The organism is Paenibacillus sp. ALJ109b (assembly GCF_010747435.1).
Classification (GTDB): domain Bacteria; phylum Bacillota; class Bacilli; order Paenibacillales; family Paenibacillaceae; genus Paenibacillus; species Paenibacillus taichungensis.
In genome coordinates this window covers 188697-210841 of the sequence record NZ_JAAIFP010000015.1, presented here as the reverse complement: position 1 = coordinate 210841, position 22145 = coordinate 188697, and the positions used below count along the sequence as shown (strand labels likewise).

15 protein-coding genes are annotated in these 22145 nt (G+C 48.8%); 13 read left to right on the top strand and 2 right to left on the bottom strand.

Going from position 1 to position 22145, the window contains the following annotated elements:
• Positions 1-44: 44 nt before the first annotated feature.
• From G3352_RS16920 to G3352_RS16885, 8 genes are all read left to right on the top strand, one after another.
• Positions 45-1250 carry a GerAB/ArcD/ProY family transporter gene (locus G3352_RS16920; protein ID WP_163758193.1) on the top strand — a complete coding sequence of 402 codons (1206 nt, stop codon included), beginning with the start codon at positions 45-47 and terminating at the stop codon, positions 1248-1250.
• A 129-nt stretch (positions 1251-1379) separates the two neighbouring features.
• Positions 1380-2216, top strand: coding sequence for a uroporphyrinogen-III synthase (locus G3352_RS16915; protein ID WP_163758191.1), 837 nt, complete (start codon positions 1380-1382; stop codon positions 2214-2216).
• Between the two features lie 274 nt (positions 2217-2490).
• Positions 2491-3213 (top strand): SDR family oxidoreductase, encoded by a 723-nt coding sequence (locus G3352_RS16910; protein WP_240343108.1) that lies wholly within the window; start codon positions 2491-2493, stop codon positions 3211-3213.
• A gap of 35 nt (positions 3214-3248) precedes the next feature.
• Positions 3249-3887 (top strand): ThuA domain-containing protein, encoded by a 639-nt coding sequence (locus G3352_RS16905; RefSeq protein ID WP_163758189.1) that lies wholly within the window; start codon positions 3249-3251, stop codon positions 3885-3887.
• Between the two features lie 72 nt (positions 3888-3959).
• Positions 3960-4337, top strand: coding sequence for a phasin family protein (locus G3352_RS16900; RefSeq protein ID WP_053782782.1), 378 nt, complete (start codon positions 3960-3962; stop codon positions 4335-4337).
• Positions 4338-6008 carry an ABC1 kinase family protein gene (locus G3352_RS16895; protein ID WP_076287511.1) on the top strand — a complete coding sequence of 557 codons (1671 nt, stop codon included), beginning with the start codon at positions 4338-4340 and terminating at the stop codon, positions 6006-6008.
• 749 nt (positions 6009-6757) lie between these two features.
• Positions 6758-8209: a SulP family inorganic anion transporter gene (locus G3352_RS16890; protein ID WP_163758187.1), complete on the top strand. Its 1452-nt coding sequence runs from the start codon at positions 6758-6760 to the stop codon at positions 8207-8209.
• A 566-nt stretch (positions 8210-8775) separates the two neighbouring features.
• Positions 8776-10332 (top strand): DEAD/DEAH box helicase, encoded by a 1557-nt coding sequence (locus G3352_RS16885; RefSeq protein WP_163758185.1) that lies wholly within the window; start codon positions 8776-8778, stop codon positions 10330-10332.
• Between the two features lie 236 nt (positions 10333-10568).
• Here the strand turns inward: G3352_RS16885 and G3352_RS16880 are convergent, their stop codons facing one another.
• Positions 10569-11501 carry a hypothetical protein gene (locus G3352_RS16880; RefSeq protein ID WP_099857405.1) on the bottom strand — a complete coding sequence of 311 codons (933 nt, stop codon included), beginning with the start codon at positions 11499-11501 and terminating at the stop codon, positions 10569-10571.
• A 2-nt stretch (positions 11502-11503) separates the two neighbouring features.
• Positions 11504-11668 carry a hypothetical protein gene (locus G3352_RS16875; protein ID WP_161490672.1) on the bottom strand — a complete coding sequence of 55 codons (165 nt, stop codon included), beginning with the start codon at positions 11666-11668 and terminating at the stop codon, positions 11504-11506.
• A gap of 266 nt (positions 11669-11934) precedes the next feature.
• Between G3352_RS16875 and G3352_RS16870 the strand changes: the two genes are divergently transcribed.
• The 5 genes from G3352_RS16870 to G3352_RS16850 all read left to right on the top strand — a co-directional run bounded on the left by G3352_RS16870 (position 11935) and on the right by G3352_RS16850 (position 22106).
• On the top strand, positions 11935-13728 hold the full coding sequence (locus tag G3352_RS16870; protein WP_163758183.1) for a vWA domain-containing protein: 1794 nt from the start codon (positions 11935-11937) through the stop codon (positions 13726-13728).
• Between the two features lie 277 nt (positions 13729-14005).
• Positions 14006-17395 (top strand): tubulin-like doman-containing protein, encoded by a 3390-nt coding sequence (locus G3352_RS16865; RefSeq protein WP_163758181.1) that lies wholly within the window; start codon positions 14006-14008, stop codon positions 17393-17395.
• Position 17396: 1 nt separating this feature from the next.
• Positions 17397-19928: a transcription initiation factor TFIID gene (locus G3352_RS16860; RefSeq protein WP_163758179.1), complete on the top strand. Its 2532-nt coding sequence runs from the start codon at positions 17397-17399 to the stop codon at positions 19926-19928.
• Positions 19929-20154: 226 nt separating this feature from the next.
• Complete coding sequence (locus tag G3352_RS16855; protein WP_163758177.1) at positions 20155-21438, top strand: vWA domain-containing protein; 1284 nt, start codon at positions 20155-20157, stop codon at positions 21436-21438.
• A gap of 20 nt (positions 21439-21458) precedes the next feature.
• A complete protein-coding gene (locus G3352_RS16850) occupies positions 21459-22106 on the top strand; it encodes a beta-mannanase (RefSeq protein ID WP_163758176.1) in 648 nt (215 codons plus the stop codon).
• Positions 22107-22145 lie beyond the last annotated feature (39 nt).

Below are 22145 nucleotides of genomic sequence, written 5' to 3'. Positions count from 1 at the left end.
AACGAATCCGAAGCATGAAAGATAAGACAGAAAGGAGGTATTTCATGAATCAGGGAGTGACCAGTCGTCAGTTGGTACTGCTCATCATTCTGCTCAGTATTACAGGTACGATGATGCAGCCCCATGCACAAGCTATTTTTTATGCTGAACAGCACGCCTATTTATCCTATATCCCTGTGTTTCTTGTCATGGTGGCATCACTATGGATGTTAAGCCGTGTTCAGCGACGGTTCCCCAAGCAGGATCTGTTTGAATCTCTGGTGGAGCGTTTCCCCTTTTTGGGTCGTGTGACAGGTATGTTGTATATTCTGTTTTTTCTCTTCATATTTGCCCGTGATATCCGGCTAATCGGTGACTATGTAAGTATTACCTTACTGGAGACGACCCCTATTTCCATAATTGTATTGACCCTGTTGGTCATGTCTGTTTTTATCGTAAGGGGAGGGTTGGGATCTTTAATTGGGATGTCTGAGCTGTATGTTACTTTGTTTCTGCTGAATTCGTTGATTGTGCCGTTTATGCTCATTCAGCAAATAAACATGGATAATCTCATGCCGTATTTTGACATTGATGTTGCTGGTGTTGGCAAGGGGAGCTGGTACATATTTTCCTTTTTTGGAGAGATGATTGCAATCCCTTTTGTAATCAAAGGCAGTGATTTTCGATTCAAGTCCGTCATGTGGGGGATTACGATTGCAGCTCTGGTAATGATGCTGATTATCATCGAAACCATCTTGGCGGTGGGGGTACCAATCGCATCCAGACTGGTATATCCCTCCTATGAGCTTGCAAGGCAACTGCAAATCAGTGATTTCCTTGATCGGTTTGACCTTGCACTAGCAGCGGCAACTCTACCTACGATGATTACTAAAATTGCATTTGATCTGTACTTTGTCTGTTGGGGAATGAAACGAATGATCCCGAAAGTCTCAGGTAAGATCATGACGGGGCCAGTCGCTTTGATCGGATATGTCTGCGGTTTCTGGTTTTTCAAAAACGCTGTTCAACTCTTCCGCTTTACAAGGGAATGGACATGGATTGGGATTGTGTTCGAGGTACTGTTTCCCATCATACTTTTCGTGTTCCTTCGTCCTCGCAAAAAAGGTGCGAATGATCGACGGACAACAGATAACCAGAAACAAAAGCAGCAACCAAAAGAGGACAAACAAGGGAAAGCATCACAGGGCAGAGAGAATTCCGACGGGGACAAACGTGAAGGACATCAGGGTGGAGAACTACAGCCTTCCTGATATATCCCATCAAAAATCGTTATAGATGAACCACCTAAAAGAGGGTAAACTCAGTTTCCCTCCATAGAAGTACCCTGTATACTGTAGTCAGACTGATGACATTCGGCTGAATTAACGGGGGGAACATGGATGGCTCAACATTTGACAGGTATACGCGTAGCATTGACAGGACCACGAAAATCCAAAGAGATGTCCTTGCTGGTTGAGAAAATGGGCGGGATTCCACTAGTCCGGCCTGCACAGGGAACTGTTTTTCTGGACGATCGTAATATTCGGGATGGTCTGGTATCCTGGATATCCGACCCGCCAGACTGGACGGTATTAACCACGGGTATGGGATTGGACGCTATTTTTGATATGGCTGAGGATATGGAGATTGCTGATCAATTGCTGGACGTATTATCGGGATCCTTGATTGCAGCACGAGGGTACAAAACAGTCAATGCACTCCGAAAACGTAAACTGACCCCGCTGGTGCGGGATGATGATGGCAGCACAGACGGGCTGATTCGTGAATTTGCGCCTCATGAACTTAAGGGACAGAAGGTCATGTTGCAACTGCATGGGGAAACTGCGCCCAAATTGGTCGATTGGCTGGAGGAACAAGGGGCTCAAGTACGTCAGGTGCTTCCATATCGTCACGTCCCGCCCGAAGAGGGTGAACTGGAACAGTTGTTGAATGATATTTTGCTGCATGAAGTTGATGCTGTCGCGTTTACAAGTGGGCCGCAAGTACGTTTTTTGGTTGAGCACGCGGCGTCAAAGGGAAAACTAGAATCCATGCAGGAAGCCTTCCGACAAAGCGTAGTGCCTGCTTCGGTGGGCAGGGTTACGGCAAACGCGATGCGTGAAGAAGGTATTGAGGCGCTCGTGGTCCCAGAGGATGAGAAGATGGGTGCACTAATCGTTGAACTGGGGCGTTATTACGCTGCCCGATCTGCGGACAAGGCTCATCTTCTGCAGTAACATGTGATCTCGTCTGGACTCATATGGATGCGTTGAATGTAACGCATTTAAGATGCCACGTTGTTCCCGGTTCTGATCCGAAATACGGGTCAGAACTTTTTTTGTTTTTGTTTATGTGATCGGTTCACTTTCTATAAGCTGAACGACTCTGATTCAAGGGAATTCACCTGAGACTTTGGTCGTGAAGTTAGTTGTACCCATTCATAATTAAAGGTTTTTGGATAATAATGTGGAATGAATTAAAGACAGATTAAGCTTGTGAGGGAGGGACAGCATGATGAAAACCGTATGTGTAACCGGGGCTGCCCGGGGACTGGGGTTGGCTCTGACGGCACAAATGCTGAAGAGAGGTTATATCGTTTATGCGGCAGGGTTGGACATGGAAGAGTCCCAAGGAATTCGTACTTTGACGGATGCCTATCCAAAACATTTACGCATCATCGAACTGGACATTGCGGATGATCTGTCCGTAGCTTTGTTCACGGAGACACTGAAGCTGGATACTGAGCATTTGGATATGCTTATCAATAATGCGGCTATACTAGGAAGTATTACGGATCATATCCGCGGACCGTTAAATATGGCGGAGATGGCAGAAGTATTCAACGTAAATACCTTGGGGACATTGCGTGTGACTCATGCCCTATTGCCCCTCCTTCTGCAAGGGACAAACAAGCTGATTGTCGATATATCTTCGGAGGCAGGCAGTATTGAGCAGTGCAGCCGAGATGGGTGGTTTGCCTATTGTATGTCCAAATCTGCGTTAAACATGCAGGCTCGCCTTGTGCACAATGGTCTGAAGAATGAGGGTGGGCAAGTGATGCTGATACATCCCGGCTGGGTACAGAGTTATATGAGCGGGGAATTGAATACCGATGCAGACCTTACGCCAGATCAATCGGCTCAACATATCACAGCACTCATCGATCGCCATAAGGAGTTCATGGGAGATCAGCCCGCGTATGTAGATTACAAGGGGGAGAACCTTCCTTGGTAATTCTGTTATAGGTAATTTGAAAGGAGTTTTTATTGATGGATCATCGTAAAAAAGCGTTGTTACTTGGTGATTATACTCATCCGGACTGGCATCCGCTGCAAGGTGTGGATGCGGAAATTAGCCGGATTTTCCACGATACTATGACTGTGCAGTGCAGTGAGAATCGCAACATGCTGCTGCAAGAAAATATAACCGGATTTGATGTATGTATCTGTTACATGGATGATTGGAAGGGAAAAGTCTCTCCACAGCAGACAGCAGGCTTATTGTCCTATGTTAGTAATGGAGGTGGACTGGTCATTATACATAACGGGATTTCGCTCCAAAATCGTTATGAGCTGAAGCAGATGATCGGTGCCAAATTCCTGCATCATCCACCTTATGCCCCACTGGAGTTCACAGTAACGGCAGAGAGCCATCCAGTGACTGAAGGCATTTCGGGATTTACAATGGAAGAAGAACCGTATCTGTTCGAATTCGGTTCATTTGCCGAAACAAAGATTCTGCTTGAATATCAATCCGAAGAAGGACCGAAACCTGCAGCATGGGCGCATAGATATGGTCTTGGACGCATTGTTTACCTTATGCCAGGACATCATGTACCATCTTTTGCCCATGAAACCTATCGTCAGTTAATTCTGCAGGCAGGAAAATGGGCTGCGCGTTACGTATAGCCGGACCGTTTCTTTTGTGAGCAGCTGATTAGGGTTATACTATAGAGATCAACGAAGAGGAGGATGACAAGAATGAGCGATTTGTTCAAAAAGGCAATCTCGTTAGGGCTCGGTCTTACTGTTGTAAGCAAGGAGAAAATTGAGAAAACCGTGGATGATCTGGTCAAGCGCGGGGAACTGGCGCCTGGTGAATCCAAAGCATTGGTTGAACGCCTGATGGAACGGGGCGATGAAGAGCAGGGCCAGTTCAAAAGAATGATTCACGAACAGGTCAAGCGCGTCCTTCAGGAAGTGGGCGTTCCATCCGAGAGTGATGTAACCAGTTTGGAACAGCGTGTTGCCGTGCTTGAGAAAAAGCTTGCGGAACTGGGTCACACACCACAGCTTCAACCTGATGTATCCCCAGCTCCACTTGAAGTTCCTCCTCTCAAAGGAAACGAGATCGAGTAGATGGCTGTGCGAATCAAACATGTCGGCAGATACCGGGAAATTGCCATGGCGCTGGTGCGTCATGGCTTCGGTTATATGGTCGAGGAGCTGGGTTTGTTCCAGTTGCTGGCCATACCCCGGCGGTGGATGTCGCGTGAAGCCCACACCACCAAGACATTGAGTGAACGCATACGACTCGTGCTGCAGGAGCTGGGGCCAGCTTTCGTTAAGCTGGGGCAACTGGCAAGCACAAGGGCAGACTTGTTGCCTGAGTCTGTGATCCGGGAATTGGTGAAGCTGCAGGATCAGGTCCCGCCGTTTTCCTCGGAGACGGCACGGGGTATTTTGGAACAGGAATTGGATACACCGCTGGAGGAGATCTTTTCCCGGTTCGAGGATACCCCTGTGGCTGCGGCTAGTATTGGACAGGTGCATCTGGGTAAACTCCGAAGCGGTGAGGCCGTAGCTATTAAGATTCAGCGGCCCGGCATATCGCGTATCGTTCAGCGTGATCTGGATATTTTACGAGAATTGACAGCGATGGCGGAGAAACGCTGGGATTGGGTGAAGCAATATCAGATCCCCCAAATGGTAGAAGAGTACGCCCAGGCACTGATGGCTGAGCTGGATTATACCGTCGAGGGCCGTAATACGGAAAAGATTGCACAGCAATATCAGCAGGAAAACAAAGTGAAAATACCAGTGATCTATTGGGATCAAACTTCTTCTCGTGTGCTCACTATGGAGTACATTGAAGGCATCAAGCTCAATGACCGTGATGAGTTGATTAAACGTGGGCATGATCTCAATAACATTGCTCAGCGACTGGTAGATTCGTTGTTGAATCAGATTTTCATTCATGGGTTCTTTCATGCCGATCCACACCCGGGCAATCTGATGGTTCTGAAGGATGGCAGGCTTGCCTTTATCGATTTTGGCATGGTAGGCAGTCTGAGTGATGAGATGAAGCAGCACCTGGCTTCGCTGATTATTGGTTTGATGCGCAAAGATACGGATAGCATGATCCGGGCGATTGAGAAGCTGGGCATGATGCCGGATGATATGGATCTGCGAGGGCTTCATAGCGATCTGGACAAGCTGCGCAGCAAATACTACGATATTCCCTTTTCCAAAATCAGCGTGGGTCAAGCATTGAATGATCTGTTCGGCGTGGCTCAGCGTCATCGGGTTGTGATGCCTGCCGACATTCTGCTGTTAGGGAAATCACTGCTCACGATGGAAGGTGTTATCGAACATCTTGATCCTTCCTTGAGTATCGTGGATATGGCAGAACCCTTTGGTCGAAAACTTATCAAGGAACGCTTCAATCCTGGGCGGATCAAGAATCGTCTGTTCCGCAGTGCTGCGGATATGGCCGAAAGTGTCATGGGTCTGCCTGGGCAGTTAAGGCAATTGTCTTCCATTATTAGCAAAGGTAAGTTGAGACTGGAGATCAGTGTCCCTGAACTGGACGCGCTCATGCGCAGAATGGACCAGATCAGTAATCGGCTGTCTTTCAGTATTGTACTGCTCGCATTTTGTATCATTATGGTTGGATTGATCATCGGTTCTTCGATTAGTCATCAATCAACCATGCTGTGGGATATTCCGGTCATTGAGATCGGTTTTCTGGTAGCTATTCTGATGGTAGCCTTCCTGCTTTATTCGATATTTAAATCGGGGAGATTTTAGTATAACAACAAGACCCGTAAAGAGACTTTTTTAAAAGGATCTTTGCGGGTTATTTTTATTTGTGAAAGGGAGAGGCATGTTTGAAAAAGATGATCAGTAACTTGATTTCATCGTTTTTAACTGGAATTTTTACATATTACGTAATTGCTCGGACCATAACCATGAATGCCATATTTGTTTGTCTAGCAATTACAGGAATTTTGGCTATGTTTTATCTGGTAAGATATTTATTAAATAAAAACGGTCGGGCTAAAGGATAGAGTCGCAACAGATTTTTATGAGAATAGTTTGTTTAAGAAGAGAGTATGTTGGAGGAAAATAACGCAATATTAAGATAATACGAGATATGCTTCTGTTTTTTCAGTTTATTTTTATTAGTACATATCGCTTACTATGACTATAATAATAGGTCAGTACATTAACGGACCCGGTTTTTCTGAGAGGGGAAAACCTAGAGACATCATGATTGGTTCACGATTTCTCGGAGGCAGGACACCTGAATGTTGGAGTGGAAATAAGAGGTACACACTGGAACGGACGAGACATGTACGGACATGGTATCGGATGCCTTATCCAATATCATGGTTAATCCAACATGTAATTTAACTTATATAGACGAATTTTTGCGGAGGGTATTCCGCTGTTTTGTGTTGTCTGTTGTAGTTGGTCAGTGACGAACCATTCCATTGCCGTTCAGGTGATAAGACAAATTTGAGTTTAAATACGTAGGAGGACCGGCAAAGGACGATATGAATACTTTAAAACAACAATGGTTTGGTAACATTCGCGGAGATGTGCTGGCAGGTATTACGGTAGCGCTGGCGCTTATTCCGGAAGCGATTGCCTTCTCGATCATTGCGGGTGTCGATCCGATGGTCGGATTGTACGCTTCAATTACGATTGCCATCGTGATCTCGATTGCAGGCGGAAGACCGGGCATGATTTCGGCAGCAACGGGTGCTATGGCGGTACTGATGGTGGGACTCGTCAAGGATTATGGCGTGGAATATCTGTTTGCCGCTACAATTCTGACAGGTATTATTCAGTTTATTCTGGGGATTTTCAAGGTGGGTCGGTTTATTACATTTGTGCCTCATTCCGTATTGACCGGGTTTGTGAACGCACTGGCGATTCTCATCTTTATGGCTCAGCTTACCCATTTTACGGGCGCGAACTGGATTATGTATGCGATGGTAGCGGGTACGCTGGCGATCATTTATATTTTGCCACGTTTTTTCAAAGGCGTTCCGGCTCCACTGATTGCTATTGTAATCATGACGATCATTACGGCGCTATTACATCTGGATGTCAAAACGGTAGGGGATATGGGGAATCTCACGAGTACCCTGCCTATGTTCCATCTGCCGAATATCGACTGGTCTCTTAATACGCTAATGATCCTTCTGCCTTATTCGTTCACGATGGCTCTGGTAGGTTTGCTGGAATCTTTGCTGACTGCAACGATTGTGGATGAAATGACCGAGACCAAGAGCAGCAAAAACCGTGAAGTACGTGGTCAGGGGATTGCCAACTTTGTTAATGGCCTTTTCGGCGGCATGGGTGGCTGCGCGATGATTGGACAGTCGGTTATTAATGTGAAATCTGGTGGTCGAGGTCGATTATCCACATTTACGGCTGGCGCTTTTCTGGCCATATTGTTGTTATTGCTTAGCGGTGTAGTGAAAGAGGTGCCAATGGGCGCGCTCGTAGGTGTGATGTTTATGGTGTGCATCGGTACGTTTGACTGGAGTTCTATCAAGAACATTGCGCGTGTGCCACGTGCGGAAGCCTTTGTTATGGTAGTCACAGTTGCTATTGTAGTGTATACCCACGATCTGTCTATTGGTGTAATGGTCGGCGTTGTTCTTAGTGTGCTTCATTTTGGTTGGAAACAGACCAAGATTCGTGTGCAGGCAAATGAGGAGCAGGGGCAGAAGGTGTACCGTGTCCACGGACCTTTCTTCTTTGGTTCATCTTCCCGCTTCGTCGATGAGTTCAATGCTGAGGCTGATCCGCAGGAAATCACAATTGATTTTGGTGGCTCACATATTTGGGATAACACGGCGGTTGTTGCCATTGGTAAAGTTAAATTCAAATATGCCAAGCTAGGCAAAACGGTACATCTGCGCGGACTGAACGAGGAAAGCTCTCGTTTGCTTGAAAAAAGTGGATTTGCCACGGTGCAAGGGCACAGTTCGTAATTTAATAGCTATAGCTAAATCCAAATGAGTAACATTGATAGATGATAAAAGGTGCTGTCCTGCAAGTCATGATGGATCATGACAGGGATGGCCCTTTTTTGTTATAGGGTAGCAAAATGCTTAATTAGTTGAGGTCTAAGGCCCCCTACAAGTCCTATTTCCTGTAATTTCAAGCTTCCGATATTCTAACGAACCTTAGGCGATTTATATGCCCGCTATCTGTATTTTTTCGCTAAATCTAGCCGGAATAGCAGGGCTGAAGTTCGTTACAATTCCTTAGAGTGTCATGATTGCGGTATAAGGTCTGTATGATTCGTTAACGCTTTAAACACAACGATCCGGGACATTTGTGGACAAATGCAGGAAAGTAACGCCCGATCCCCTTTTGTTTTGCTTGACTAACGTGTAAACTACAGGGTATGGAGAAGAAGAGCAACGGACCGATTGCTTTTTAAAAAATTCATTTCATAATCATGATTGATATACGGAAAACTAGTCTTGATTGAAGCCAAGTGAAAGCAATTATGAAATGGACTTATCTAAATGAATATACAGAGGTGTAACGATTGGCAAACTTTGAACAACTGGGCATTCGCCCGGAATGGTGCGAGATCCTGAAACATCAGGGTATCGCCGTGCCGACTCCGGTACAGGAGCGTTCGATTCCGGTATTGCTGGGTGGGCGCGATATTATTGCTGAGGCGCAGACGGGAACAGGGAAAACGCTGGCTTTTTTGCTGCCGATTATACAGAAAATTAATGTATCCGACCGCTCGCCGCAAGCACTGATTATTGCCCCTACGCGGGAACTGGCGCTGCAAATTACGGAAGAAGCGAAGAAGCTGACTGCAAACGACGATAAGCTACATGTTCTCGCGGTATACGGCGGACAAGATGTGGACAAACAGCTCCGCAAACTGCAAAACGGTACACAGATCGTGATTGGTACGCCGGGACGTCTCCTGGACCATCTGCGTCGTGGCACGTTGAAGCTGGATAATGTGAAAAAACTGGTGTTGGATGAAGCCGACCAAATGCTGCACATGGGCTTCCTGGATGATGTGGAGACCATTCTTCGTGAACTGCCACATAAACGTCAGACAATGCTGTTCTCGGCAACGATGCCAAAAGGCATTCGCATCCTGGCGAAGAACTATATGAAAGACCCGGAAGATGTGAAGGTATCCTCCAAGTCCGTAATTCCGATCAATCAGATTCGCCAGCAGGTGCTGGAGTGCACGGATCGTGGCAAACTTGAGGCACTTCGCGGCATGATTGATACGTATCGCCCGTACCTGGCGATTGTTTTCTGTCGGACCAAACGCCGTGCCTCCAAGCTGAATGAAGATTTGCGTGAAGCAGGTTATGCGAGCGATGAACTTCATGGGGACCTGTCCCAATCCAAGCGTGAGAATGTAATGAAAGCATTCCGTGACGCGAAATTGCAGATCCTCGTTGCTACGGATGTTGCTGCACGCGGACTGGATGTTGAAGGCGTAACGCATGTATTTAACTACGATATGCCGCATGATGCGGAAAGCTATATCCACCGGATCGGCCGTACGGGTCGTGCAGGCGGCACGGGCCTTGCCGTGACATTTGCAACACAACACGACAGACCGGAGCTTGCTCGTATTGAGGAAGGCACCAACCAGAAGCTGTCCCGTATCCAATGGACAAGTGAAGGTCCGGTAGCATCAACTGGAGCCAATAGACGTTCCATCAACAGTCAGGGTGATGAAGAACGTTCTGGCGGACGCTCCGCTGGGACAGGCAGTGCCCGTCGCGGCGCAGGTCGTACCGGCCGCAGCGAAGGCGGACGTGGTGGTCGTGGTGGTTCCCGTGGCGGCGAAGGTGGACGCAGCGGTGGTCGTAGTGGCGGCCGCAGTGGCGACGAGCGCAGCGCAGGCCGTGGTTCCGCGCGCAGCAGCGACAGCAGTCGCGGTGCAGCGGGTCAAGGCGGACGTGGTGCAGGTCGCAGCGGCGATGAGCGCAGCAGCGGCTGGGGCGGCCGTAGCGCCGACAAGCGCAGCTCCGGGCGCAGTGAAGGTTCACGCCGACCGGACTCCGCAGGGCGCGGGCCGGCCAAGAGCGACCGCCGCGATTCTCGTCGCGGGCGGTAAAAACGATAAAACCCATGGCAAGTAGTCTGGAAGGACACCATATATTTTCCAAATATCAAAACACCTCATCCTAGACCTAAGGATGGGGTGTTTTTTCGTCGAAGCTTATATGATAAAAACTATACAATGTCACGCGTGAATCCAATACGCATGCAGGGGTAAATGAATTTTGGTTCGTCTATATAGCAGGGATTGAGTTTGCACTAATTTACATTTCGAGTCCATATACATCAACTCTACACACGAACATCTGCGTACGAATCCCGATATTTCTCGTTATAGACCCGACCAACCGACTCCGCCAGACCACCGCGTGCCTTACCAGGATACAGCTCCAGAGTTCGATAGAGCCGCATAAACCGATCTTTGGGCATAAAGCGCGCGTAGCGGGTAATAAGACTTGGGAACAACTCAATATATTTACTTTTCCGTACAGCAGCGGCAGCTACAGCTGTCAGAATCTGAATCCCGTTGTGCAACTGCAAAATATTCACTTCGTACGTGGCGATATACCTGATCGCATCTTCACGGACCAATTCGGGCTTCAGCCGTGCGATTTCACCGATATATTCAGCGAGCAGCCGCTCGAAGCTGCGCAGCAGCAGAGGTTTGAGCTGCAGATCCATATCACTGCGCAGTACAAAGGATTGCAGCAGCGCAACCTGCTGCAGACGAATCCGGTCGTTATAGACGAGTGAACCGATTTCCCTGAGCATTTCATAGGCGAGCGCTTCATCCTGCTTGCGCGCTTCTGCGACAAGAGCCCAATTCCGGTTAATGCCTTGGCGAATCGCTTCCTCATCCTGACGCAGCATGCGTTTAAGTTCACGCTGCTGTTCAACTTGGAAGGATCGCTTTTGCATGAAGATCAATCCAGCCAGAAGCAGCAGGGAGACGCTGGCCGCCGCCATCGTTTGGTCTATGGTTTCACCAAAATAGGTAGCAACTGCACCAAGAATTACTGTGATGAACAGGTCGCGTGCGATCCGGCGTTTCACGCGGGAAGAGGCGCGTTCTTCCACTGTAGCAAGGGTGCCGCGCCCACAGGCAGTACAGTGATCCTCCCACAGGCAGGTATACTGGCCGCACCGCTTGCAGACACGCAACTTTTGAAACGCATGCGTTGTTCTTATAAAAGGTCTGATGGATACAACTTGTTTAGTGCTCATGCTCAATCACGCTCGCCATTCAGAATAGTGTAGAGGGTTCGATCGGCATCTTCCCGGGAAACGGGTTTGCGCCGATGAAGCAGGAACGCAATCACCTTTATAATGACAAAAAGAAACAATATGGCGAGGCATCCGTATGTAACCATAATCCGTTCCTTTCTAGGCATAGTTAAAATATGCGTAGTTATAATGTTTACTGATCAAGTCGTTATATTGCAGTTTGCTGGCAATAACTATATCATATTTCCATAGTTGGAACTTTCATGCCAGTTAATGACGTGAATTCGTCGATTTTTGTCAGTCATTACAAAACTGTAACTGAAGATAGGGGTGCTTTTCAGAATTTATTAGTAGACTGTTAAGATTTCCTTAAGGCTTGACGCCTATAATAAACTATTCCCATTTTAATCTCAAACGTGAAGGAGTACACCCAATGCTGCGGACAAGCAAAATACGCTGGCTCAGCGGAACTCTGGTTCTGCTGGCATTTCTAACGCTGCTGCTACCTCAGGCGTTGCTGCCACATGCTGCAGCGGCTCAGGCACAGACAAGCGGAATCGATGCGGTACTTGTAGCCGATGTAAGTAATTCAATGAATACAAGTGACCGTGACAAGATCAGCAATGAAGCCATGAAAATGTTTATTGATATGCTGCCGGTCCAGGGGGACAAGGTAGGGATTGTCGCTTACACCGATCAGGTGGAGCGGGAAAAGGCATTGCTGGAGATTCAGTCCGATGCGGACAAGAGCAGCCTGAAAGATTTTATTGATCAGCTCGGCCGAGGGCCATATACCGATATCTCTGTCGGAGTGGCTGAAGCAGTGAATGTGCTGAACCATGGGGCAGACGCATCTCACTCACCAATGATCGTGCTGCTGGCTGACGGCAACAACGATTTTAACAAAACGAAAGGTCGCACCCAGTCTCAATCCGATGCGGATCTGGCAAAAGCCGTCAAGGAAGCACAGGATCAGGGGATTCCCGTCTATACGATTGGACTGAACGCAGACGGCAAACTGAACAAGGACGCACTTGCAGATCTGGCTCAGCAGACCGGAGGCAAGTCTTTTATCACAGATACACCGGATGATCTACCCCAGATTCTGAGTGAGATTTTCGCTGATCATGCCAAACTGAATGTCGTGAAGCTGCCCTCCATTACAGGAAACGGCAGTTATCAGGAAGTTACCGTGAACGTACCGAACGACAGTGTACTTGAAGCCAACATCTCAATTATGTCTTCAAAACAAGTCCAGATTGAATTGACCGATCCTTCTGGCAAGGCCGTAGATCTCAACTCTGACGCAGCCAAGCTCTCGACTTCGAAGAGTTATTCCTTGGTGAAGCTGCTCAAGCCTCAGGAAGGTGACTGGAAACTTCGGGTAAAAGGGGCTCCGAAAGACAGCATCGATATCAACCTGTTGTTCAACTATGATCTCCAGCTCGTTGTGGACCCAATTAAGACCAAGTCCTATACGAAGGGCGACAAAGTGGATATGACCGCCAAGCTAGAGAATGGAGGACAGCCTCTACAGGATAATGATCTGTATGCCGATATGAAGGCGACATTGGTCGTAAACGATCAGGATACAGGCAAAAGCACGGAGCAGCCGCTCGAAAACACGGGCTCCGGGTTCGCCGGAACGTTCGAAGTGCCGGACAACCATAACTACGAGCTTGTTATCCGTGCAGAAGAAGACAGCTTCTACCGGGAAAGTGCTCCAATTACGATCAATGCGGGCGGAGCAGCCGGTAGCGGAACTCAGCCAACGACTCCTGCGGGCGATCAGGATAAGCCGTTTCCATGGATGCCTGTTATTTTGGGCGTGATCGCCTTGATCGTGGTAGCTGTGGGTGTATGGTTCCTGCTAGGCTGGTTGAAACGCAAAAACCGTGGATTTGTCGGACAGATGGTTGTCGAAATTCGCGATGAAAATACCGGGGACAAGTCGTACCCGCAATATAAAAAGCTGGCATCCTTCCGGGGCAGATTCCATCTGCACCAGCTGTTACAGCTGGACCCTGAATTGAAGGAAACCGAGAAGTATGTATTTACGCCCAGCAATGGGGATCGAATTATAATCCGCAACACCGCAGGCGGAACGCTGGAGAAATCCGGCCGTGCCGTTGATGCAAGCTCAGGAGTTGAACTGAAGAACGGTGACCGACTGAGCATCCCGCTGCAACAGGCGGATAAGACCATTTTAATTGAGTATCTGGTGTGAAGAATTATGGCCTAAGTGAATGTAAGCTATATAATTTGATCTAACCATTTACACAAGAACGTAGAGGACAGAAATAACCTGAAGAAGCGGAGTTAAAAGCTTTCTGGAAGAAAGCTGCTTCGTAAGCATATGCTGCGCCCTTATCCCCAGATTTTCACCTTTGTAAAATAAATCAAAAAATCAGGGGATAACAGCGATCGGAAGGTTGTTCTGTCATCGGAGTAGCAAGTGTAATTATGTTGTAGTTCCGACTGCGTTAATCTAAGGAGGACAACGAATGAAACCGATTGTTAGAGAACATATTCAGCAACTGGATGTATCGCTTGGCGGAGGTATTGTCAGTGAGAAGATCAGAGTCGATACGATTGATAACCCGATTCTGATTATCGGTCTTGGAGGAACAGGTATCGATGCGCTGTTGCGTCTTAAATACCAGATTAACCGACGTTTCAAGTTGCCACAGGACCCGGTATCCAAGAAAAAAATGGACAAACCGTCCAACGTGGAGTTTCTTGCTTTTGAAACCAACGAACAGGATCGCGCCAAAAAGTATAAAGGCATCGGACTCGATCCAATTAATGAATTCGTATTGCTGTCCAATGCCGAGATTGGTGGATTGCTTCAGAACCGCAGCGTATTGGAGCCGTATATTACGGACTGGCTGTCTCCGGAGCTGAGCATCACCGATGGCATGAACGGCGCTGCAGGGGTGCGCCAGGCTGGACGACTGCTGCTTTTCACGAAGATTAACCAGGTCGTGCAGGCGATCGACAAAAAGATCAAAACATTATCTGTAGGCACCAACAAGAAACTGATGGTGTTCCTGCTGACAGGTCTTTCCGGCGGTACGGGAAGTGGTTGCTTCCTCGATATTTCCTATATTGTGCGAGGGATTATCGAACGCGATCACGGCTCTGCCGGGATTGACCGTGTGAACACGCTTGGATATCTGTTCACCCCAGACGTGAACCTGTCCAATAAAAGCTTGAGTGAGCACACTCGTGAGTACATCCGCAAGAATGGATACGCTGCGCTCAAGGAACTGGATTATTGGATGAACGTGGATAGCCGGGGGGAGCGTTTCTCTCAGAAATACGGCAACATTCTGACGGTGAATTCACCGCTGCCACCGTTCAACTTGTGTCATCTGATTTCCGCAACCAACACGGAAGGCAAACTGCTGGAGAACGCCTATGATTACTGCATGAACGTCACCGCCGAGAACATCACTAACTTTATGGCGAGTGAGGAAAAGCAATCCGGCGAGGAGTTTGCCATCCACGATTATATTAGCAACATTCGCACGAACATTGCACAGATGAACAAAGCCTATCCGGCCAACTATGATTACAACATTATCGGTGCATCCTCAGCGGTACTACCGATTGAAGAAATGACGACTTATCTGGCTTACCGCATGTTCGACAAAATGAACACCATGTTCTCCAAAGCACCGAACCAGGAGGATACCGAGAAGTTTGCCCGCAAGCTGGGCATTGATCTCGAAAGTGTGGTCAAGTCCTTTGAAGCCCGTGTGCCGGAGCCGCTGCCAGGTTATCAGAACAGTGAGCGTCTCTCCTATGGCAATGTGGTGAAATCACAGGTCGTGAACATGGACACCGAACTGGAGCAGAACTTCCTGGCTCGTGCCCGTGAAGAATATATCAAGGCGAAGAAGCAACTGCCGGGAGAAATTGCGGGTCAGTTCACCGAACAGATCCGGCGTATGTTTTTGCATCCTGAACAGGGTCCATTCTATGTCTCCCGTCTGATCTACACGGAAAAAGGCTTCTGTGTGCTGAAGATGATTCAGTCATACATTGAAACCTTGCGTGAAAATGTCTTCCGCATTCCGCGTGACATTGAGGCCGCTCAGGAGCAGTCCGAAGAGAAGCTGGGCGATGCGAAGAGTGCGTTTGTCTCCAAAGAGAAGAAGAAGAATGCTTATATCGAAGCAAAAATTCATGAGTACTGGCTGCACGCCGATGTGGAACGCAATGATCAGATGATCGAGTTCTACGAGGACCTGTACGAATTGCTGAACCAGGAGAACAGCCGCATTTATAACGTATTTACTGAAACGCTGAACGCACTTAGCTCGATCTTCTCCAAAAACGGGGATATCCTGACACGCGGCGAAGAACAGTCCGATCACAAAGGCAACAAAACGTATTACTGGAACGTTGTAAGTGTGCCGGATATCGTCAGTGTGGTGGATGGACTGCTGGACAAGCGCGATACGGATGATTTGATCCGTGATTTCTCGCGTGAATTGCTGGAGAACTCCAGCCAGTGGGTGAAAGAAAACGAGATCGATATCGTCAGCTCCATCTCTGATTTCTTGACCGAGAAGTTCGGAGATCTGATTACCCGCTCGATGGAGGACTTCCTGGTTATCAAATATGGACAGGACGAGTCGGTAGAGAAATTCGTGGAACGCTTCATTGCAGGCAAACTGGATGATGAGGCAGTTCCGGTGTTCAATCTGAGCAACAGCACGGGCAGTCTGCATTTCCCATCCTGGGGATTCGTATCGGTGCCGGCACAGGCCCCGGGCATTCTGAGAGGGATTCGCAATTATCAGAATAATGCGGTGGGCAAATCTCATTTTACCGTTAAGGAAAGTGAAGTGCGCAACCGGATCTTCTGGCTGAACACTCGCAACGGGGTACCATTGTTTGTGTACACACCACTCAAAGTATATGAGGAAAGTTATGAACGTACCATTTTGGACAAAGAAGGTATCGGACGCCATCTGGTGCAAACCGAAAAGAATAACTGGACCTATCTGCCGTCGCCAATTCCAGAAAAGTCATGGGGAGATGTGTACGAGAATGCCCGGGTGAAGCAGTACAATGCCCGTGTACGTACCGAATTCGAGCAGGCGCTTGGATACAACATTGTGACAGCCAAATCCATTGATGAGAATACAAGCAACCGCTATGCAATTGTGACAACGGAACCGTTTGACCTGTCTGCGAAGCTGGGTGCCTACGACATGCGCCTGACGTCCACCACCCCGAACCTGGGTGAAGTGAAGCGGGCAGTCATGGAATTGAAACGCCTGCAATCCGAAGGATTGCCACGGGTGTCGGTGAAGGACATTTTCGGAAGTATTAATGAAGATATGGCCAAAGAAAACCTGGTGCGTTCCCCGCAGCTGATCGCGCGGGTACGTGAAGAACTGGCGAAGATGAACGCCATCTCGGCCAAAGTCGCCGAGCTGGAAGGCATTCTCGCCCAGCATCAGGACGAGGAGCAGTGGTATGACCGCTTCATCGAAGCACTATACACCGATACCATCGTGAAGAAAGGCGCGCTATACGTCTATGATCGTGATCCGGAAGAAGACGCGTGGGAGCCGTTTGCGAACCTGATGAAGAGCCGCAACTTTGCCGAATATGAAGTGTTTGGCAACTTCCGTGGATTGGCAGAGAAGGATCGCAGCACATTGCTGCGCAAAGCGTCCCGCCGCGATAACGACCTGACCGCTTCCGAAGATATCACGCCACTGCTTACGAAATTGGATGATCTGGCTGCATTGTTCATGGAGTCCCGTGATCGTCTGGAATACGAGCGAGTGGAACTGGCGAACGGGGAAGATATCTATCAGTTCTACAGAACGATGTCATCGAAACTGAATGACATTCGCAGAAGGCTGAAGTAAGATGGCGGCCGGGATGGAGTTCAGCTCGAACTATGCTCTGAAACGCAATCTGGAGAAGTATGCAGCACAGTATGCAACTGAGCAGGAGCGTCAAGGCAGCCTGGGTGATGGTCGCAGCAGCATCCATTACCCTGCGTTGTTCCTGTTTGTGGGTGACCAGGTCGCTCCGGCAGTGTCTGCTGTCCAGGAAATCAACCGGCTGAAGTGGGATAACGGAGAAGGTGTAGTCTATGTACAGATTGGAACGGAAAATCAGGAGCATGCCCAACATCGTGACCATGACCCCGCGCAAACGAAGCATGACCATTACAGTGCGGGTGCTCATTCAGGATATGCGCGTGTTAACGGCTTAAGTGATGCAAGGAATGGCAGCACTTCGGATGATGGTCAGGTGACACGTCACGTGCTTCCCTTGTCCACCATACAGACAGATCGACCTTCCAAAACGCTTCGCAAGGATGTTCATCGCAGTTTTCACGATTCAGATCAGGCACTCTTTGGTCTGAATCGTACTTTGCGGCGGGTGAGTAATCGTATTGCCGAATATGGACGCCTATATTCATCGTTCGATCGAATCTACGTGACCGTTGTGACCAGAGCAGATGATCCATTGAATGTATTGTTGCCGGAGCTTACCAAGCTAACTGAGACGATACTGGCTCAATCCTTCAAGTCGGTACAGACCGATTTGCATGTGCTGGTCAGCGAGATGGAGCAGGTCGATTCCTTTGGATATGCAAGCGCGGCGGGACTCGCTTTTCTGCGGGAACTGGATTACATGCAGGGGCTGGACTATACGTTCAATGGCAATCTGCTGGTTACGGAGGACGGTATCTCCATTCCGGTTGTACATCCCGCTTCTCCACTATTCGATCTCGTATATATTTTGTCAGACAAAAACGAGCGGGGAACTGGCGTACCTGGCGGGTGGATCGAAAATGCCGAGATCATCTGCCGAATCTGCCTGCTCAAGAACCGGAAGCAGGATGGAGATAACTCTGGTTCAGTGACAAGCACAGGGGCCAACACGTATAACAATACATCGTTCAAAAATAACATTCGTACGACCTCGGATCAGCATGGTTATGCCAGTGCAGGTTTTGCCGAGATTAGACGGCCGAACAAACCTATTGCACTCGCGGTGTTGTATCATCTGTATCGTTATTTGCTTGAGCGGATGCAGCAAGAACCTGAGTGGAGCATCAAGGACAAGCTTGCCTTTTTTGGACTGGATGGGGCTTCGGTAGAGCGCAAAGTGGAAGGGATTCTTCCCGATGAGGATCTGGTGAGCGGCATGAGCGGCATAATGACGCATAACGTCAGCTTCTCCGATCTGAAGCCGCTCTCGCTGCGTGAAGCGGAGAGAGCACTGTTTGGGCAAGGCGCAGAGGCGTACTTCCGTGATAACGTGGTCCGTCTTGCCGAGGAACGAGTACGTCAGCGCAGCACAGAAGACTCCCTTCGTCGCAAAGCTGAGCAATCACGTACGGAGCATCCTGAGGTTGGCTATTTTCAGTGGGCCGCCTGGAGTGACAATGGGTTCGGCAGCGTGCGTGAGGCTTTGCTTGGACTGATTCGTGATAAATCGGTGCAGCTTGAATCTGCACGTGCCTTGCTTGAGCAGCGTCAGCAGGAGCGGGTAGAGGATCAATCGTTCAAACGGGCCTTGTTCCGTGATAAACAGAACGTGCGCAACCTGATCGATTGTTTGCTGGAACGCGTGTATGTGCCGAAAGTTGAATTGCTGCGTTTGGAGAATGAATTGCAGCTGCTTCGTGTCTACGACACAGAGATGGAACAACTGCATACGTTCAGCCGCAGCGTAACGGAAACACTGGCAACGCTGGAGCGTGTTTTGCGTGAGACAGCGGTAGAGAGCATAGCGTCTGCAGATGAATATATCGGTCAGAACGTAATGGAGTACTATGGCAAAGTGACGGAAGTGTTAATCGCAGATTTGGAAGCGAAGCGTGGACGGGATGTCTGGTTCGAGGACCGCTATATGGGGGACATGAACCGGCTTGCCACAGAAGGAAACGAGCGACTCCTGCAACGCCTGATGGAGGTATGTCATGTGATGCTGCTTACAGCAGAACCGCTCCGGGTACCTTTCGAAGAAGAATTGCTGTTACGGGCGAATGTTACCATTACGTATGGCGACAAAAATGTACTGACCCGTGATGATCTGTTCCGCCGATTGTATCGCACACTGGAGGAACAGGCAGTCGTTCGGGTAAGAGTATTCGACTATACGCAGGAACATCGTTATGAAGAAAAATATTTCTTTGGTGATCATCATAGTGCCTTCATGGACTATGCGGCGCATGCCGAAGAAACGTCACGGATCTATAAGCTGGGTGTGGTATACGAAGAACGGAGCAGTGGTGTGGAGAAGCTGAATTTGATGGGGGGCTTCCATCTGGAAGACCTGATGGTGTATCGCAATGGTCGGGTGTATTACGATTCGTATACGGAGAATGGTTATGAGCTCCATCCCTCCGATCTGGCCGAGAAGCTGTCACCCATGCGTTAAAACATAAGGCTGTATCTTATATGGACGGAAGGGAGGTACAGATGGACGACGGAACCAGGGGCCTGAAGCCGGGCAAAGTGCATCTTATTGGCTCGCTGTATCCGGGAGTGGCTTGACGTCGTCGATCTGTTTTCCGTTCATGAACATGAAATTTCTTGTTTTTCTTCATCCGGTTTCGTATTAATTCAGCCGTTCATCGGCTGGTTTGGAAAGGATGCATGCAAACATGCAGCGAAAAATTAATCTTCTCCTGGTCCTGTTCAGCCTAATTGGCGGAGCTGTGGGCTTTGCGGCTGGAGAAATCATGCTGCGTCAATGGCTCGGGGAAATGCCCCGTCTATTGCTGATGGGACTATACTTTGGCGTGTTGGCGCTTAGCGTCGGATTATTCTGTTTACTCGCAGAGATGATCTCGCCAAAGCTGAACGGAGCTTCCTGGAAGCTGCGATATCTGGGACTATCTTGGAAACTGCTTGTTCCAGCAACGCTGGCGCTGTTGTTTGTCGTCGGACTTGCCCTGCAATTGCTGTATCAGATTAACCCAGGCGGTGTGAAGCAAGTCAAGGATATCGTGCTGATGATCGATAACTCAGGCAGTATGAGTGAGACAGACCCGGATAACGGTCGCTTTGAAGCGGCCAAAACACTGATCAGCCAAATGGAAAGCGATAAACAGGTGGCTGTGATTACCTTTGATGATCAACCCGAGCTGCTCCAGTCGTTCACCCCGTTGGACAGCGAAGCTGCTAAAAAAGAGGTGTACAGCAAAATAGACAGCATCGTGACGACCTCGGGCGGGACTAATTTCGATGCAGTACTGCGGGAAGCGATGGAGCAGATTAAGGGCAAACAGGACCCGAAACGCGGAACGGTAGCAATCCTGTTATCCGATGGATTCAGTGATGCAGACACATCCAGCATTTTGTCTGAGTATGCGAATGAACAGATTGCCGTCAATACGGTAGGTCTGAGTCTGGTGGACCCTTCCGGAACCGACTTGCTTCGTCATATCGCACAGCAAACGGGCGGTATGTACTATGATGTGCCGGATTCCGGGGGACTTAATCTGGCATTCCAGCAAATTTACGATACGATTGATGAACGAACGCTGGTGACCGAACGTACAGGCATGATGGAGCACAGTACGTATCTGGCTATTTTCCGAGTGGTTGCCTTACTGTTGATTGGTGTCGCACTGGGCGTGTCGCTAGGACTTGTATTCGATAATCGTCATCTCGCACTCAGTTTCGGAATTGGGGGTGCCGTGTCTGGTTTATTGGCAGGACTTCTGCTCGAATGGGGCCTGGACGGATCAACGGTTGGCGATACATTTGTAAGATTCGGAGCGATGCTCATCTTATCTGGTGTGTTAACCCTGTTCAGCTGGATCATTCCGATCAAGGAAAATACACCGCGGAAGACGCGTGGACGCCGCGATGCTGGCGGAGGAACCAATTCGGTGGAAGGATTCGGTCAGCGGGCAAGAGATTCGCGCAGCAAAGGATTTTAACGTCTGGAGGTAGGCGATAGATGCGTTTTACGGATGCAGACCCTTCAGCGCCCCTGATTCGCAGACTGACACTTGCAGTGGATGAGAGCCAGTGTACACTTCGCTGGCTCTGGCCAGAGAGCGTGGAAGCTGTATATGTTGAACGGCTGGAGCTCGATATGATGGGTGATGATCGTACCGGGGAGCAGGCTGCACAGGGCAAGCTGAAGTTATACACAAAAGAAGAATATAAGGCGAGCAATGGATATATGGATCGAATCACGGGTTTTGGTGCAATTCGTTACACGGTGCATGTGTGTCAGATGGAGGAGGACGGGCCAGTTCTGGTGCGTCAGCGTGATGGAGACAACACGGTAGTTGCCAGTGCAGGCAAGGCGGATATTCGCTTTTCGATCCGGTACAAGAGCGGTTTTTTTCAGAAACGAAAAAGTGTACTGATGACCGTTACAACGGAAGCACCTGTTCCGAAGGAAGCACTCTGTTATGTCCGCAAGCAAGGCGGGGTTCCGTTAAATAAGGAAGATGGCACGGTGTACCCTTTTGTGAGTGATTTTGCTCCCGGGAGAAATGAAATGCCACCCGTGGAGGTAGCCAAGGACGATTACGTGAGGTTGTTCTTCACGGACGGACCAAAGTATGGAGCCGCCTATAGGCTTATATCAGACTAGATAGTTAGGCTTTTTGTCTAACTGATCAGGGGAGGGGAG